The 14009-nt window shown below is 65.0% G+C and carries 14 protein-coding genes; 6 read left to right on the top strand and 8 right to left on the bottom strand.

Annotated features, from left to right (window positions below):
* Window positions 1–13: 13 nt before the first annotated feature.
* Window positions 14–367, top strand: a complete 354-nt coding sequence (locus tag VVT58_RS00070) for a hypothetical protein (protein ID WP_327752993.1) — start codon at window positions 14–16, stop codon at window positions 365–367.
* A 27-nt stretch (window positions 368–394) separates the two neighbouring features.
* Here VVT58_RS00070 and VVT58_RS00065 read toward each other — a convergent pair whose 3' ends face one another.
* Entirely contained in the window at window positions 395–1402 is a 1008-nt protein-coding gene (locus VVT58_RS00065; protein WP_327752994.1) for an LD-carboxypeptidase, read from the bottom strand.
* A 20-nt stretch (window positions 1403–1422) separates the two neighbouring features.
* On the bottom strand, window positions 1423–1866 hold the full coding sequence (locus tag VVT58_RS00060) for a cupin domain-containing protein (protein WP_066559906.1): 444 nt from the start codon (window positions 1864–1866) through the stop codon (window positions 1423–1425).
* A gap of 165 nt (window positions 1867–2031) precedes the next feature.
* On the opposite strand from VVT58_RS00060, the gene dapE reads away from it, so the two are divergent.
* Window positions 2032–3174: a succinyl-diaminopimelate desuccinylase gene (dapE, locus tag VVT58_RS00055; RefSeq protein WP_327752890.1), complete on the top strand. Its 1143-nt coding sequence runs from the start codon at window positions 2032–2034 to the stop codon at window positions 3172–3174.
* Window positions 3175–3202: 28 nt separating this feature from the next.
* Here the strand turns inward: dapE and VVT58_RS00050 are convergent, their stop codons facing one another.
* The 4 genes from VVT58_RS00050 to VVT58_RS00035 form a co-directional block, all read right to left on the bottom strand.
* The gene (locus VVT58_RS00050) at window positions 3203–4879 is read right to left on the bottom strand and encodes a bifunctional diguanylate cyclase/phosphodiesterase (protein ID WP_066559911.1); all 1677 of its coding nucleotides are present in this window, start codon (window positions 4877–4879) and stop codon (window positions 3203–3205) included.
* A gap of 91 nt (window positions 4880–4970) precedes the next feature.
* The gene (locus VVT58_RS00045; protein ID WP_327752891.1) at window positions 4971–5501 is read right to left on the bottom strand and encodes a Smr/MutS family protein; all 531 of its coding nucleotides are present in this window, start codon (window positions 5499–5501) and stop codon (window positions 4971–4973) included.
* A gap of 12 nt (window positions 5502–5513) precedes the next feature.
* Entirely contained in the window at window positions 5514–6785 is a 1272-nt protein-coding gene (locus VVT58_RS00040) for a murein transglycosylase A (protein WP_327752892.1), read from the bottom strand.
* Complete coding sequence (locus tag VVT58_RS00035) at window positions 6782–7438, bottom strand: Tim44/TimA family putative adaptor protein (protein WP_066559918.1); 657 nt, start codon at window positions 7436–7438, stop codon at window positions 6782–6784. Before VVT58_RS00035 ends, VVT58_RS00040 begins: the two co-directional genes overlap by 4 nt.
* Window positions 7439–7628: 190 nt before the next feature.
* Here VVT58_RS00035 and secB point away from each other — a divergent pair, with 190 nt between their 5' ends.
* The 4 genes from secB (at window position 7629) to VVT58_RS00015 (ending at window position 11730) form a co-directional block, all read left to right on the top strand.
* Window positions 7629–8126 (top strand): protein-export chaperone SecB, encoded by a 498-nt coding sequence (gene secB, locus VVT58_RS00030; RefSeq protein ID WP_066561959.1) that lies wholly within the window; start codon window positions 7629–7631, stop codon window positions 8124–8126.
* Between the two features lie 142 nt (window positions 8127–8268).
* Complete coding sequence (murJ, locus tag VVT58_RS00025; protein ID WP_327752893.1) at window positions 8269–9861, top strand: murein biosynthesis integral membrane protein MurJ; 1593 nt, start codon at window positions 8269–8271, stop codon at window positions 9859–9861.
* A 15-nt stretch (window positions 9862–9876) separates the two neighbouring features.
* Entirely contained in the window at window positions 9877–10881 is a 1005-nt protein-coding gene (gene trpS / locus VVT58_RS00020; protein WP_327752894.1) for a tryptophan--tRNA ligase, read from the top strand.
* Window positions 10882–11079: 198 nt separating this feature from the next.
* Window positions 11080–11730 (top strand): DUF4136 domain-containing protein, encoded by a 651-nt coding sequence (locus VVT58_RS00015; protein WP_327752895.1) that lies wholly within the window; start codon window positions 11080–11082, stop codon window positions 11728–11730.
* A gap of 225 nt (window positions 11731–11955) precedes the next feature.
* Here VVT58_RS00015 and VVT58_RS00010 read toward each other — a convergent pair whose 3' ends face one another.
* Together VVT58_RS00010 and dnaA are read right to left on the bottom strand one after the other, a co-directional pair.
* Window positions 11956–12561 (bottom strand): peptidylprolyl isomerase, encoded by a 606-nt coding sequence (locus VVT58_RS00010; RefSeq protein WP_327752896.1) that lies wholly within the window; start codon window positions 12559–12561, stop codon window positions 11956–11958.
* A gap of 32 nt (window positions 12562–12593) precedes the next feature.
* Entirely contained in the window at window positions 12594–14009 is a 1416-nt protein-coding gene (dnaA, locus tag VVT58_RS00005; RefSeq protein ID WP_327752897.1) for a chromosomal replication initiator protein DnaA, read from the bottom strand.

Raw genomic sequence — 14009 nt, 5'->3', positions numbered from 1 at the left:
CCATCATCGCCGGATGCGCGTGCTCACCGCCCTTCTGCCTCTCGTCGCCTTCCTGGCCAGCCCCGCATGGGCGCAGAACCCCGAACGCGTGGGCCATTATTATCTGCGCGGGGTGATGGAGACAGGCTCCGAACTGATGCTCCATCCGAACGGCCGTTTTCAATGGTATCTGGTCTATGGCGCTCTCGACCTCTTTGCAGAGGGCAAATGGAGCGAGAAGGACGGCACCGTCATCCTCACCGCCGAAAAGACCAGGGACGTGCCCGAACCCGGCTTCCAGACCCTCGCTTTGACCATCAAGGACAAGGCGCTGGTGCCGCCGGACGGGCATGGCGCCTATATCCGTCCGGCGGACGACAAGGATTGAACCGCTACCGCCTCTGAGCGATCGGCTTTACCGGACGGCAGCCTCCAGCAACCGGATCGTCCCCGCATCGGCGTCGATCTCCGCCCGGCACCCGACCGGCAGGCTGAACTGGCTGGCGACATGCCCGAACAGCGCGCCCTGAAAAACCGGCACCCCAAGCGCGCCCAAATGCTGCTGCAACACCTCCGACAGCGTAAAGCCACCGTAAGACGCCCCGCTCGGGCCGCAATCGGTGCACTGCCCGAACACCACGCCCGCTACCTTGCCCAGCACCCCGGCAAGCGACAACTGCGTCAGCATCCGGTCGATCCGGTAAGGCTGCTCGCTCACATCCTCGATAAACAGGATCGCGCCCTCGAAATCCGGCACCCAGGGCGTTCCCATCAGCGTCGAGAGCACGGTCAGGTTCCCGCCCAGCAACCGCCCGATCGCCTTCCCGCCCCGGAAGGTCCGAATCCGCCCGCTCCTCTGCACCAGCCGGTCTTCATGCCCCTCCGGATTGGCGAGCAAGGGCGTCGCCCCGTCGAAAGCAATGGCCCGAAAAGCATCCCAGGAAAAGCGCGGCCAACTGCTCGCCGCATTGGGCCCATGGATGGTGACGAACCCCGCCCGCGCGGCGAAGGCCAGATGCAGGGCAGTGATGTCGGAAAAGCCGATCAGCAGCTTGGGATTGGCCCTGATCGTCTTGAAATCGAGATAGGGCAGAACCCGCGCGCAGCCCCATCCACCCCGCGTCGCGAACACGGCCCGCACCTGCGGATCGGCAAACATCGCGTTGATATCCGCCGCCCGGTCCGCATCCGTCCCCGCCAGATAGCCGTAGCGTTCGACCAGATGCTTCGCCGGTTTCGGCACCAGCCCCATGGCGACGATCGTCTCCTTGACCAGATCGAGGTCGAAGGCGTCATCGGTGAAGCCCGCCGGCTCGACCAGCCCCACCGTGTCGCCGGGACGCAGCCGGGGCGGCTTCACCACCCCGGCCGGAGCCGCCGCCAAAGCCCTGGGCGCCGCCATCGCCGCCCCCAGCAAGGCCATCGACATCCGCCGGTCCAGCTTCAAAAGCCGCTTCCATTCTTGCGGCGATAGGCTCCCTTGACCCATTGCATGTCGATATCGGGATAGTGCGCATCCCCCAGCGGAACGCGCCCTACCGCCACGAAAACGCAATCTTCGCCGCTCTCGTTGACCAGATGGTGACCATTGGGATCACCCTTCGCGAAAGACGCCATGTCGCCGCCGCGCAGCGTGGTCCGGCTCCCCTCCTCGACCAGAACCGCCTCGCCACTCAACATGACGACGAACTCGTCCTCATCCTCGTGCCAATGCCGCTGGGAGGATGCCGCGCCAGGCTTCAGCACCACATGGCTGACGCCGAAATCGGCAAGGCCGGTCGCGGGACCGAGCTTGCGCACCCAACGTTCCGCCACTGCATCCGCATATTCCGGCGGATAGCCGGTCCGATTGGTCTGTTCGATGGCCGCAAGGTCGATCTTGGGCATGATACGTCCTCCTGCTGGCAAAGCCGCTTCGCTTTTGTGCCGCCTTCCGCCGCATTTTGCGAGCCGTCGGCTGTCCAGCCGGCTTCAAAATGCTTTGCCTTTTCTGCCGCATTTTGCGAGCCGCCGGCTGTTCCAGCCGGCTTCAAAATGCTCTAACGCAACCCCATGACCAAGACCAGCACCGATGCCGACCCGATCGCCATAGCCGAGAAGCTGATCGCCTGCCCGTCCGTCACGCCTGCCACGGGCGAGGTCTTCGTGGTGCTGGAGGCGATGCTGAAACCCCTGGGCTTCACCGTCGACCGCTTCGTGACCGGCGAGGCGCCCGACGGCCCGGTGGAAAATCTGCTGGCCTGGCGGACGACCGGGCCGGGCAGGCATTTCGCCTTCGCCGGGCATCTGGACGTGGTCCCGCCGGGCAATGGCTGGACCAGCGATCCCTTCCAGCCGGAAAGGCGCGGCGAGTTGCTCTACGGCCGCGGCGCGGTGGATATGAAGGGCGCCATCGCCGCCTATGTCGCCGCGCTGCATGACCTGCCCGAAGACCTGCCCGGCACGATCAGCCTGATCATCACCGGCGATGAGGAAGGCGCGGCGGTCTACGGCACGCTCGCCCTGATGGATCGCATGGCCGCCCATGGCCTGCGCCCCGATCTCTGCCTGGTGGGCGAGCCGACTTCCTCGCAGCGGCTGGGCGACGTCATCAAGATCGGCCGTCGCGGCTCGGTCAATATGTGGATCAATGTGCAGGGCGTGCAGGGCCATGTCGCCTATCCCCACCTGGCCGACAATCCGGTCCCGCGCCTCGTCCGCATCCTGTCAGCCATCGACGCCATCGTGCTGGACGAAGGCAATGACTGGTTCCAGGCCAGCAATATCGAGGTCACCAATCTCGACGTCGGCAACCCGACCACCAACGTCATCCCCGCCGCCGCGCAGGCGCGCATCTCGATCCGCTTCAACAATGAACATAGCGGTGCGGAACTGGTGGAACGCATCACCGCGCTCGCCGCAACCGAAGGCGGCACGGTGGAAGCCAAGATCAGCGGCGAACCCTTCCTGACCGAACCGGGCACGCTGTCGGATCTGGTCGCAGGCGCCATCCGCGAAGTGACCGGCGTGGAGGCGGAACTGTCGACCACCGGCGGCACGTCCGATGCCCGTTTCCTTTCACGCCTTTGCCCGGTGGTGGAATTCGGCCTCAACAATGCGACCATGCACAAGCTGGATGAAGCCGTGGCCCTGGCCGATCTGCGCGACCTTACGGAAATCTATCGGCTGGCGACTGTGCGGGCCTTGGGGGGTTAAGAACCTGTCCTGAACACAAATATCGGATTTAGACCGACCGGCGCTCGACCATCGGTACAAAGGCAAAGCGGGCGAGATAATCCTCCTCGCCCGTAGGCCGCGCCAGATGATAGCCCTGGAACAGGGTGCAGCCGATCACGCGCAGCATCTCCATCTGCGCCTCGGTCTCCACGCCCTCGACCACCACCTCCATGCCCAGACCCTGAATCAGTCCGACGACCGCGCTGCAAATCGTGCGCGCTTCGGCCGAAACGGCAATGTCGCGGACCAGCGAACGGTCGATCTTCACCCGGTCGACGGGCAATTCCCGCAATCGCGACAGGTTGGAATAGCCCGTCCCGAAATCGTCGATGGCCACGCGCACGCCATCGCGCCTCAGGGCGCTCAACTGATCGAGCGTCCACGCCTTCATGTCCATCGCCAGCGATTCGGTGATTTCCAGTTCCAGCATGATCGCCGGAGTCTGATGCGCGTCCATGGCGTGGCGCAGGCGCAGGAAGAAATCCGCCTGTCCCAGTTCCCGCGAAGAGATGTTGATCGCGATACGCTGCGCGATCCCGCTCCGCGCCCAGCGCGCCGCCGTTTCGCATACCCGGCCCATGACCCAGTCGCCCAGCGCCACGATCGCGCCGCTTTCCTCGGCAACGGGCACGAAAGAACTGGGCATGACCAGATCGCGTTCCGGATGCACCCATCGGACCAGCGCTTCGGCGCTGACCGCCCGGCCGCTGCCGATCTCGATCTGCGGCTGGAATTCCAGCAGGAACTCGTCGCGTTGCAGACCCAGCAACAAATCGCGCTCCAGTTCGGCGCGATCGGCGGCTTCCAGCGCCAGCTCTGTGGTGAACATCTCGGCCCGATTACGGCCCTGATGCTTGGCATGATACATGGCGATGTCAGCCGAGCGCAGCAGCGCGGGCAGCGTGTCGCCATGTTCGGGATAGCAGGCGATGCCGATCGACGCGCCCAGGTCGACATGCTGGCTGCCCAGGTCGAAACGCTCGCGCAGCGCGAACTGGATGGCGCGGGCAATCCGGCCGGCGGTTTCCAGATCGGGCAGGGCAGGCACGAACAGGGTGAATTCATCCCCCGCCAGACGGCCGATCAGGCAGTCGCCGGTCCCCGCGCTGGCCTGCGCCATGGCGACTTCACGCAAACGCCCGGCGACGCGCGCAAGCAACTGGTCGCCCGCCGCATGGCCCAGCGTGTCGTTGACACCCTTGAACCCGTCAAGGTCGATGAAGAACAGGGCCGCCAACCCCTCTTCGCTGCGCTCGGCAAGCAGCCGTTCGACCTGCCGGCAAAAATTGGCGCGGTTGGCAAGGCCGGTCACCTGATCGAACAGGGCCAGTGCCTGGACATGGTCCAGATTGGTCCGCACCTGGCTGAACAGGCTTTCCATAGCCACGGAGAGGTCGGGCAGTTCCTGGCCGATGTCGGCAGGCACGGCGGATTGCAGGTCGCCATGCGCCGCCGCCAGCAGCCGCTCGGTCGCCCCGTCTATGGCGCTGGCCGTCGTCGCCACGGTTCGGCGCGCCGAAGCCCAGCTCAAAGTGCCGCACAGGATCGCGATGATGAGGGACCGGCCTATGCCGTCAATGTCGGTGGCCTGCCCCTGGCCCAGCACCAGCGACAGGATGAACACCAGCGCCCCCGCGGCGCAGGCGAAGGCAGTGGCGCGGCTCGTCAATGTCACGCCCTGCATGTGCCTCCCTACCCGTGCAGCCCGATCTCGGATCAGCCGGATATGAAGGACAGTGGTTAAGAAAAGGTCAGTGCATTGCTCAAAAAAGGGCTTATTTCTTGCGCCGCATTATCACGTAGAGCGCGCCGTCGCCGCCGTGGCGCTGATGCGCGATCCGCACGCTGGCGATGCGGTCCGCATAGCTGCTGGTTTCCAGCCAATGGCCGATCTCGCCGCGAATAGCCCCGCGACGCGATCCGCCTGAAGATGTGGTTTTTGGCGGTTTGCCGGTGACCACCAGCAATATACGCGCGTCCCGTGCCCAGGCCGTGGCCAGCGCCTGGTTAAGCTGGGCATGGGCCGCCGCCAGGCTATGCCCGTGCAGATCTATGGCCATATCAGGCGCCAGATTTCCGCTACGGATTCTGCGCTCCCAGCTCGAATCCAATGTCGTCGCCGGGGTACGAACCGGGGCCGCGGCAATGGTCTGAACGGAGGGAGGCGTTAACCTTGTTGTGCCCGTCGCCTCGACCGCCACCGCCGGAAGAGCGGGCGTCCGCGCGCCGGGCCGCATCGGCCTTACCGACCGGGTCAGCGCCGTCCAGAGCGCCTGTTCTTCAGAGGTGAGATTGCGCCGGGCCATCGCAGCATGACGTCAGGGCTGGCCGAGCCGCGCCGCCGACCCGAGCGGCAGCAGGATCAACGCGCTGCCGCGCGCCGACATGCCGCCCGCGATCATCCGGGCATTGCTGCCCGCGCCCCAGAAGCTGTCGAAGCGATTGGCGCCCTTGATCGCGCCGCCGGTATCCTGCGCGATCCAAATGCCATTGGGTTCGGCCCGGTCGAGCGACAGGAGAACTGGCGCGCCCAGCGGCACATATTTGGGATCGGCCGCCACCGTCGCCTCCGGCGTCACCGGCACGCCCAGGGCTCCCAGCGGGCCAGCGCCAGTCAGTTCACGAAAGAAGACGAAGCTCTTATTCTCGTCCATGATCGCCGCGCCCTCGGCGGGATTGGCGCGTAAATAGGCCATGATGTCCTGCATCGATCCTGCCTGGATCAGGCCACGATCCTTCATCAGCTTGCCGATGCCGGTATAGTCGCGGCCATTCTGCCCGTCATAGCCGATGCGCATCACGCCGCCATCGGGCAGGATCAGCCGCCCGCTGCCCTGCACCTGAAGGAAGAACAATTCGACCGGATCGGCGGCCCAGGCCAGTTCCAGCCCCCTGCCCGCCAGCGATCCCGAAACGATCTGCGACCGATCGTCGAAGGGGACGAAATTGCTGCCATCCACCTTGCCTCTGATGGTCTTGCCCTTCAGGCTGTCGCTGAACAGGCCGAGATTGACGTCGACCAGATTGGGCGGGCGGCGGTAGATCGGCACCTGATAGCCGGGCTGGCGCGTCCGCGATCCGGCGATCTCCGGCTCATAATAGCCGGTGACGAAGGCCTTTCCCTCGCCCACCTGCACCGCTTCGAAATGGCGGGAGAAAAATTCATTGGCCGATGCTTCGGGCCAGCTTGAAGCGGCAGCGCAGGCGCTGTTCCAATCCGCACCCTGCGTCAGCCCGCTCTGGTCGCCCCGCTTCATCAGCGAGGGACAGGACAGGCGGAAAGCCTGGAGCGCCTTGCGCGAACGCTCGCCCGAGGGAATGAGATCGGCAATATCGGGGCCACGCGTGACGCCAGCACTGACTGCATTGGCCGTATCGACGGGCACCGTCACCGGCGGCGTCGTCGGCAAGGTCGGCCGGGGCGTGGAAGGAATGGGGCGTGTTACAGTCTCGCCACCGCCACGGGGCGGACGCGACGGCGCGGGGCCGCCCGCGCCCGGCGGAATCACGCCGCCCGCGCAAGCGGACAAGAGCAACGCTACGGCCAGCGCGCAACCCGCCCGCACTCCACCCAAGGACGGCAGGCTCATGCCGCCTCGTCGGTCTCGCTGAGCCTCCAATTGGGATCGGTGCTGCGCAGGTCGCGCGAGAAGGTCCAGATATCGTTGGTGCCGACCGCGTCGGTCAGCGAACCGGCCACCACATGGCCGTCCTTGTCCCTGGTGACGGCGGCGATATCCGCCTCGAACCGCAGCGATACCTCCGCCATGCGGCCCGTGACGCTGGCGTCGATGATCTGCGCCTTTTCGATACGGACCAGACGGTTGTCGAGGACGTGACCCTCCGCCTGACGCGCGGCGATCGCCTCCTCGAAAGAGGCCAGCACATCGGCGTCGCAAAGCCATTCCAGCTCCTGCCGGTCGCCCCGCCAAAAGGCTTCCAGCACCATCTTGTAAGCGGCCTTGGCGCCCTCGACGAACTGGGGCACGTCGAAACTACGGTCCGCCGCGATCAATGCGCGCACGCCCGCTTCGCCGCCAGGGGCGATCAGGCCATCGGAAAGGCGCACCGAATCGCCCGCCATTTCCGCAACCGGCCGCGGCTGCACGATCGTCACTTTCGCGCGCTCGTCCGCCGGGCGCAGGGCAGGCTCCTGCTCATGCCCGGTGCGCTTGCCGAGCACGGAATAGAGCCGCAGCGCCAGAAAACCGGCAATCATGGCGAGGATGACGATCACATACACGGGGTCACGTACCCTTTGGACTGAATCTGAAAAACTGTAACGCTGCCAACATAAGCATGTTTCCCCGCATATTCAAATGGCCGCTTTTCATGTGCCGCATTGCTCAGCCCTGCCGCCCCTGCTAAGCGCGCGGATCAACAAGCGCGGGCATTCTGCCCGCCAGACGAACCTTAAACCCCAGGGAAATAAGATGGCCGAGGAAGCCGATATCATTCAGACCACCGGCAATGGCGCCGACACCGGCCCGCAAATTGCGCTGATCAGCCAATATGTGAAGGATTTGTCGTTCGAGAACCCGAACGCCCCGGCCGTCTACCAGTGGCAGGATCAGCCGCAGATCGATGTCCAGTTCAACATCGGCGCCGACAAGGTGGGCGAGGAAGTCGTGGAGGTTTCGCTGAAGGTCGAGGTCAAGGCGACCGCGCCGCAGGGCACCGCCTTTGCCGTCGAGCTGGTCTATGCCGCGATCTTCGGTATGCGCAACGTGCCCGAGGACCAGATGCAGCCCTTCATGCTGGCCGAAGCGCCGCGCCTGCTCTTCCCCTTCGCCCGCCGCGTGCTGGCCGATGCGATCCGCGACGGCGGCTTCCCGCCGCTGCTGCTCGATCCGATCGATTTCGGCGGCCTCTACGTCCAGCAGGCCAATGCCATGGCACAGACCACGGGCGAACCGGCCGGTCACGCCTGAGCCTTGAAATGACCTCTATTTCCGTTCGCCCTGTTCGAACGGGTCACTTGCCCCGTTCGAATGTCGATGGGCAGTCCTTTTCTTCTTCAAGAAAGAACAGGGCTTCGACAGGCTCAGGGCGAACGGGTGGAGGGATCGTGCGATGAAACTCGCCAAAGCCCTCGGTTCCGTCGGCGGGCTGACGCTCGCCAGCCGGGTGCTCGCGCTGGTGCGCGATTCGCTCGCGGCGCGCTATGTCGGCGCGGGCTTCGCGTCGGACGCCTTTAACGGCGTCGCCTTCCGCCTGCCCAACATGTTCCGCGCCCTCTTTGCCGAGGGCGCCTTTTCCGCCGCTTTCATCCCGATGTTCAACCGCAAGGCGGCGGGACCGGGCGGAATCGCGGAAGGCTATCATTTTGCCGAGCGGGCGCTGGCGGTGCTGCTCCCGGTGCTGCTGGTCTTTACCGCGCTGCTGATCGCGGCGGCCTGGCCGATCACCTGGGCGCTCTCCGGCGGCTTTTCGCGCCAGCATCCGACACCGGAGCAATTTGCCTTCGCGGTCATGCTGTCGCGCATCACCTTGCCCTATCTGGCGCTGATCAGCCTGGCCTCGCTGCTGGGCGGAATATTGAACTCGCTCGACAAATTCTGGGTGAATGCCGCCGCGCCCATCCTGCTCAACGTCGCCATGATCGCAGGGCTGTGGCTGTTCCATGGCGCCAATGAATATGAAACGGCGCGGGTGCAGGCGATTTCCGTCACTGTGGGCGGCGCGCTGCAATTGCTCTGGCTGGTCTGGGCATGCCGCCGGGCGGGCGTGTCGATGAAGCTCAAGCGGCCGCGTTTCGACGCGGATGTGAAGGCGTTGCTCCGCCTGATCGTTCCGGCAGCGGCGGGCGCGGGCGCGTCGCAGATCAACCTGCTGATCTCCACCGCCTTGTCGGGCTGGCTGCTCGCTTCGGGATCGATCACCTATATTTATTATGCCGACCGGCTGAACCAGTTGCCGCTGGGGCTGATCGGCATCGGGCTTGGGACCATCCTGCTGCCGACGATCTCCCGCCTGCTGTCGACGGGACAGGAGCAAGTGGCGATGGACACGCAGAATCGCGGCATCGAACTGGCGCTGTTCCTGACGCTGCCCGCCACCGTCGCCTTCATCACCGTGGCCGAGCCGATCGTGCGCGGGCTGTTTCAATATGGCCGCTTCACCGTGGAGGACGCGCAGCGCTGCGGCTGGGCCTTGTCGGCCTTCTCCATCGGCCTGCCCTCCTATGTGCTCGTGAAGGTGCTGACGCCGGGCTATTATGCGCGCGGCGACACCCGGACGCCGGTGCGCTATGCGATGCTGTCGATCATCATCAACATCGTCGGCAATTTCGTGCTGATCCCGCTGCTTGGTCAGGCAGGCATGGGCCATGTCGGCCCGCCGCTGGCGACGGCGCTGTCCTCAACCGTCAATGTCGCGATGCTCTATTCGACGCTGGTGAAGCGCGGGCACTTCGCCGCCGACGCGCAATTGCGGCGGCGTTTGCCCCGGCTGGCCGTAGCTGCTGTCGCCATGGGCGCAGCGCTTTATGCGGGCGAAGGGCTGCTCGACCCCTGGCTCGGCGGGGTGATGATCCAGCGTTATGTCGCGCTGGCCGCGCTTGTCGGCGTGGGGATCGCGCTGTACGGGGTGGCCTGCTTCGTCACGGGCGCCTATCGGCTGTCCGACCTCAAGGCGCTGATGCGCCGCAAAAGTGCAACCTCATAAAGAACGGATCAAGACATGCGCGTCCTTTCCGGCATCCAGCCGACCGGCAATCTGCACCTGGGCAATTATCTGGGCGCGATCCGCAACTGGGTGCGGATGCAGGATGAGATGGACAGCGACAGCCAGTGCTTCTTCTTTCTGGCCGACATGCATTCGATCACCGTGCATGAGGGGCGCGAGCAGCGCATCCGCAACGTCCGCGACATGGCCGCCGCGCTGGTCGCCGCCGGGATCGATCCCGACCGCTCGGTCCTCTTCAACCAGGCGCGGGTGCCCGCTCATGCGGAACTCTGCTGGCTGCTGAACGGCACGGCGCGGATCGGCTGGCTGAACCGCATGACCCAGTTCAAGGACAAGGTGGGCAAGGACCGCGAGGGCGCCTCAATCGGCCTGTTCGTCTATCCGGTGCTCCAGGCCGCCGACATCCTCGTCTACAACGCCACCCATGTGCCGGTGGGCGAGGATCAGAAGCAGCATCTGGAACTGGCCCGCGACATCGCCACCAAGTTCAACACCGATTTCGGCGTGGAACTCTTCACCCTGCCCGACCCGATCATTCCCAAGGAATCGGCGCGCATCATGTCTTTCCGCGACGGCACGGCCAAGATGTCGAAGTCCGACCCCTCCGACATGAGCCGCATCAACCTCACCGACGATGACGATGCCATCATGCAGAAGGTGAAGAAGGCCAAGACTGATCCCGAACCGCTGCCCGAAACGGCCGAGGGGCTGGCCGGGCGGCCGGAAGCGAACAATCTGGTCGGCATCTATGCGACGCTGGCGGGCACCACTGCCGACGCCGTCTGCGCCGAGTTTGCGGGCAAGGGCTTCGGCGCGTTCAAGCCCGCGCTGGGCGAGTTGTTGGTAGAAACGCTCCGCCCGATCCGGTCGCGCTTCATGGAACTACGCACGGATGACGCCGCCCTCGACGCCATCCTGGAAAAAGGCGCGGCCAAGGCGCGCGCTGCCGCCAAACCGACATTGCGCGCCGCTTATGACGCCATGGGGCTGATGCGCTGATGCCACAGGGGTCGCCAAAGCGGCGGCCTCTTCCCTGCCCGCGACGGAATAATCCTGCCCGCGCCGTCGTAGAGATGGCAGGACATGGTTTGCGCCCATTCGCCCGTTACGCGCGTTCAAACGATGTTCAGTTGCGTTTTGCTATGGCAAGACGCAAGATGTTTGGCAGGCGTAGTGCCTGATACAGGACGCAGAAAAATGACCCGTTTCAAAAAGATCGGCCTGATCGCGGCGCCCGCTTTGGCGCTCGTGGCTCTGTCGGGCTGTGCAACTTCCTTCAAGGCGGATGTCGCCCGCTTCCAGCAGCTCCCGGCGCCCGCCGGGCAGAGCTTCACCATCGTTGCGGACGATCCGCGTCTCGCCGGTGGTCTTGAATTTTCGCACTATGCCGATCTCGTCGGCCAGCGCCTGATCCAGACCGGCTATGTCGCGGCCGGTGACCCGGCGCGGGCCGACCTGATCGTCAGGGTGTCCTACGGCGTCGACAATGGGCGCGAGAAGGTGCGCTCGACCGGCATCGGCGCGCCCGATCCCTTCTTCTACGGCGGCTGGGGATGGCGCGGGCGCTGGGGCCGTCCCTGGGGCTATGGCTTTTATGATCCGTGGCTGTTCGGCCCCGGCGGCTATAACGACATCAGCAGCTATACGGTCTATACCAGCGACCTCAGCATGAAGATCGACCGCGCCGCCGACAATCGCCGCCTGTTCGAAGGCAAGGCGCAGGCCCAGTCATTGTCGAACAAGCTGACCTATCTGGTGCCGAACTTGATCGACGCCATGTTCACCGGCTTCCCAGGGCAAAATGGGGAGAATGTGAAGATCACCCTGCCGCCCGAAAAGAAGGGCTGAACGGCATTTTGGAAGGGCGGCTCCCAGCCATGCCCCTTTGCCCGGCGGTCGATGATCGCCGGGTTTTCTTTGGGGGGGTGTTGGCCAATTGCTGACGTTGATAATATCGTCATCCCAGCGAAGGCTGGGATCTCGTGAGGCTAGACCGTGCGCTGTCGCCTGAGATCCCAGCTTTCGCTGGGATGACGGAAATGGGGTCCGCAACCCACCCTAAACCACCATCCTTCAGGGTATGCGCCGCGCCGTCAGAATCTTCACCGGCTGCTCCAGCATCTGCCCCTTCATCACGCCCTCGCCAGCCGTGGGCGATTTAGGCGCCGCCAGGATCGCCTTCACCACGTCCATGCCTTCGACAATATGGGCGAAGACGGCGAAGCCCTGATTGTCTCCCGCCGCCTCCGGATGCGCGTCCATGCCCGGCATCTTGCCCAGCACGATGAAGAAATCGCCGGTTGCGCTGCCCGGCGCATAGCGCGCCATGGACAGCGCGCCGTCATCATGGGTCAGGCCGGTCTGGCTTGTCGGTTCATGCTTGATCGGTGGCAGGATGCGCTTGGGGTCGTTCTGCGCCCCGCCCTGCACGAAGCCATAGTCAGCCGAGCCGACACCGCGATAGAATAGCGTGCCGTCCAGCCGCTTCTGATCGACATAACGCAGGAAGTTCGTGACCGTGACGGGCGCCTTGGCGACATGCACGGCTACAACAATGCGCCCGACGCTGGTTTCGAGCGCGACCCGCACATCGGCGGGTGACGGCGCGGCAGCGGTCTGCGCGAAGGCAGGGCCAAGACAGAAAAAAGCGGCGAGGAAAAGAGCAAGCTGTCGGATCATGGCGTGAAGCCTAATCCAAAGCCCCGCCCCTGTCAGCCTTCCAACTGGCGCTGCAAAGCGCGGATATCGGCGTCGATATCCGGATTGCTCTGCCGCAATTCCTCGATCGTGCGCACGGCATGGATAACGGTGCTATGGTCGCGTCCGCCGAAGATGCGGCCGATCTCCGGCAGGGAGCGCGGCGTCATCTTCTTGGCGAGATACATCGCCACCTGGCGGGGACGCGCCACCGCGCGCGCCCGGCGCTTGGAGCGCATTTCCGCTGCGTCGATCTTGTAATGCGCGGCGCAGGCCTTCTGAATTTCGTCGACAGTGATCCGGCGGGCATTGGCGCGCACCGCGTCGGCCAGCATCCCCTGCGCGAACTCAAGGTCGATCGACCGGCCGGTGAGCTGGCCGTATGCGATGAGCTTGTTGAAGGCGCCCTCCAGCTCGCGGACATTGGAGCGGATCGAGCGCGCCAGGAAATCCACCACGGCGTCGGGGACCGGAGGGTCGCCGGCAATGGCGCGCTTGGCCTCCAGGATCGCGAGGCGCAGGTCCAGCCCGGCCGGGCGGATGTCCGCGACCAGCCCGCCCGCCAGGCGCGAGAGAATCCGCGGATCGATCGCGTCCAGCATCTGCGGCGCGCGGTCGGCGGTGACGACGATGCGGGCGCCGGCATCGATAAGGTCGTTGATCGTGTGCAGGAACTCTTCCTGCGTCGACCCCTTGCCGGCGATGAACTGGATGTCGTCGATCAGCAGCAGCCGCGCCGCGCGCAGCCGCGCCTTGAACATCATGGTCTCATTGGCGCGCATCGCGTTCACAAATTCCATCATGAACCGCTCGGCCGACATGTAGAGCACCGGGGCCGAGGGCGAATGGCTTGAGAAAAGCTGAGCGATGGCATGGAGCAGATGCGTCTTGCCCTGGCCGGTGCCGCCATGGATGAAGAGAGGGCTGAAACGCGGCTGGCTCTTGCCGGCCATGGCCTGGGCTGCCGAAAAGGCGAGATGATTGGTGTCGCCCGTCACGAACTCGTCGAAGCTGTGGCGCGGCTGAAAGTTCGAAGCGGGCCCCTGGGCATCCGCAACGGCGTGATCGGGACTGACAGCCGCTTCCGCCTGATGCAGTTCCAGAATGCGGGGACCGATCGCATTGGGCGCACGCCGAAGGCGCACTTCGCGCACGCTGGCTCCTGCACAACGCCATGCCATCCGCAACCGGTCGCCAAACTGACCCGAGACGAAGTTCGCCGTGAAGTCGGAGGCGAACAGCAAATCGAGCGTCTGCGACTCCGGGCAATAATCGCCCAGTTGCGCAGCCTTCAGCCACTGATCGAACATGCGCGCGCCGATGTCGCGGCGCAGACCGGCGCGAATGGTCGCCCAGGCCGTCTCCAGGCGCGCAGTCTGCTGCGTGTCGAGACCGCTGAAACTTCCAATCACTGCCGTAATATCCTTCAT

The sequence above is a fragment of the Sphingobium sp. SJ10-10 genome (assembly GCF_036038995.2).
Classification (GTDB): Bacteria; Pseudomonadota; Alphaproteobacteria; order Sphingomonadales; family Sphingomonadaceae; genus Sphingobium.
The sequence above is the reverse complement of the archived record's forward strand: the minus strand, read 5'-3'. Positions and strand labels throughout refer to the sequence as shown.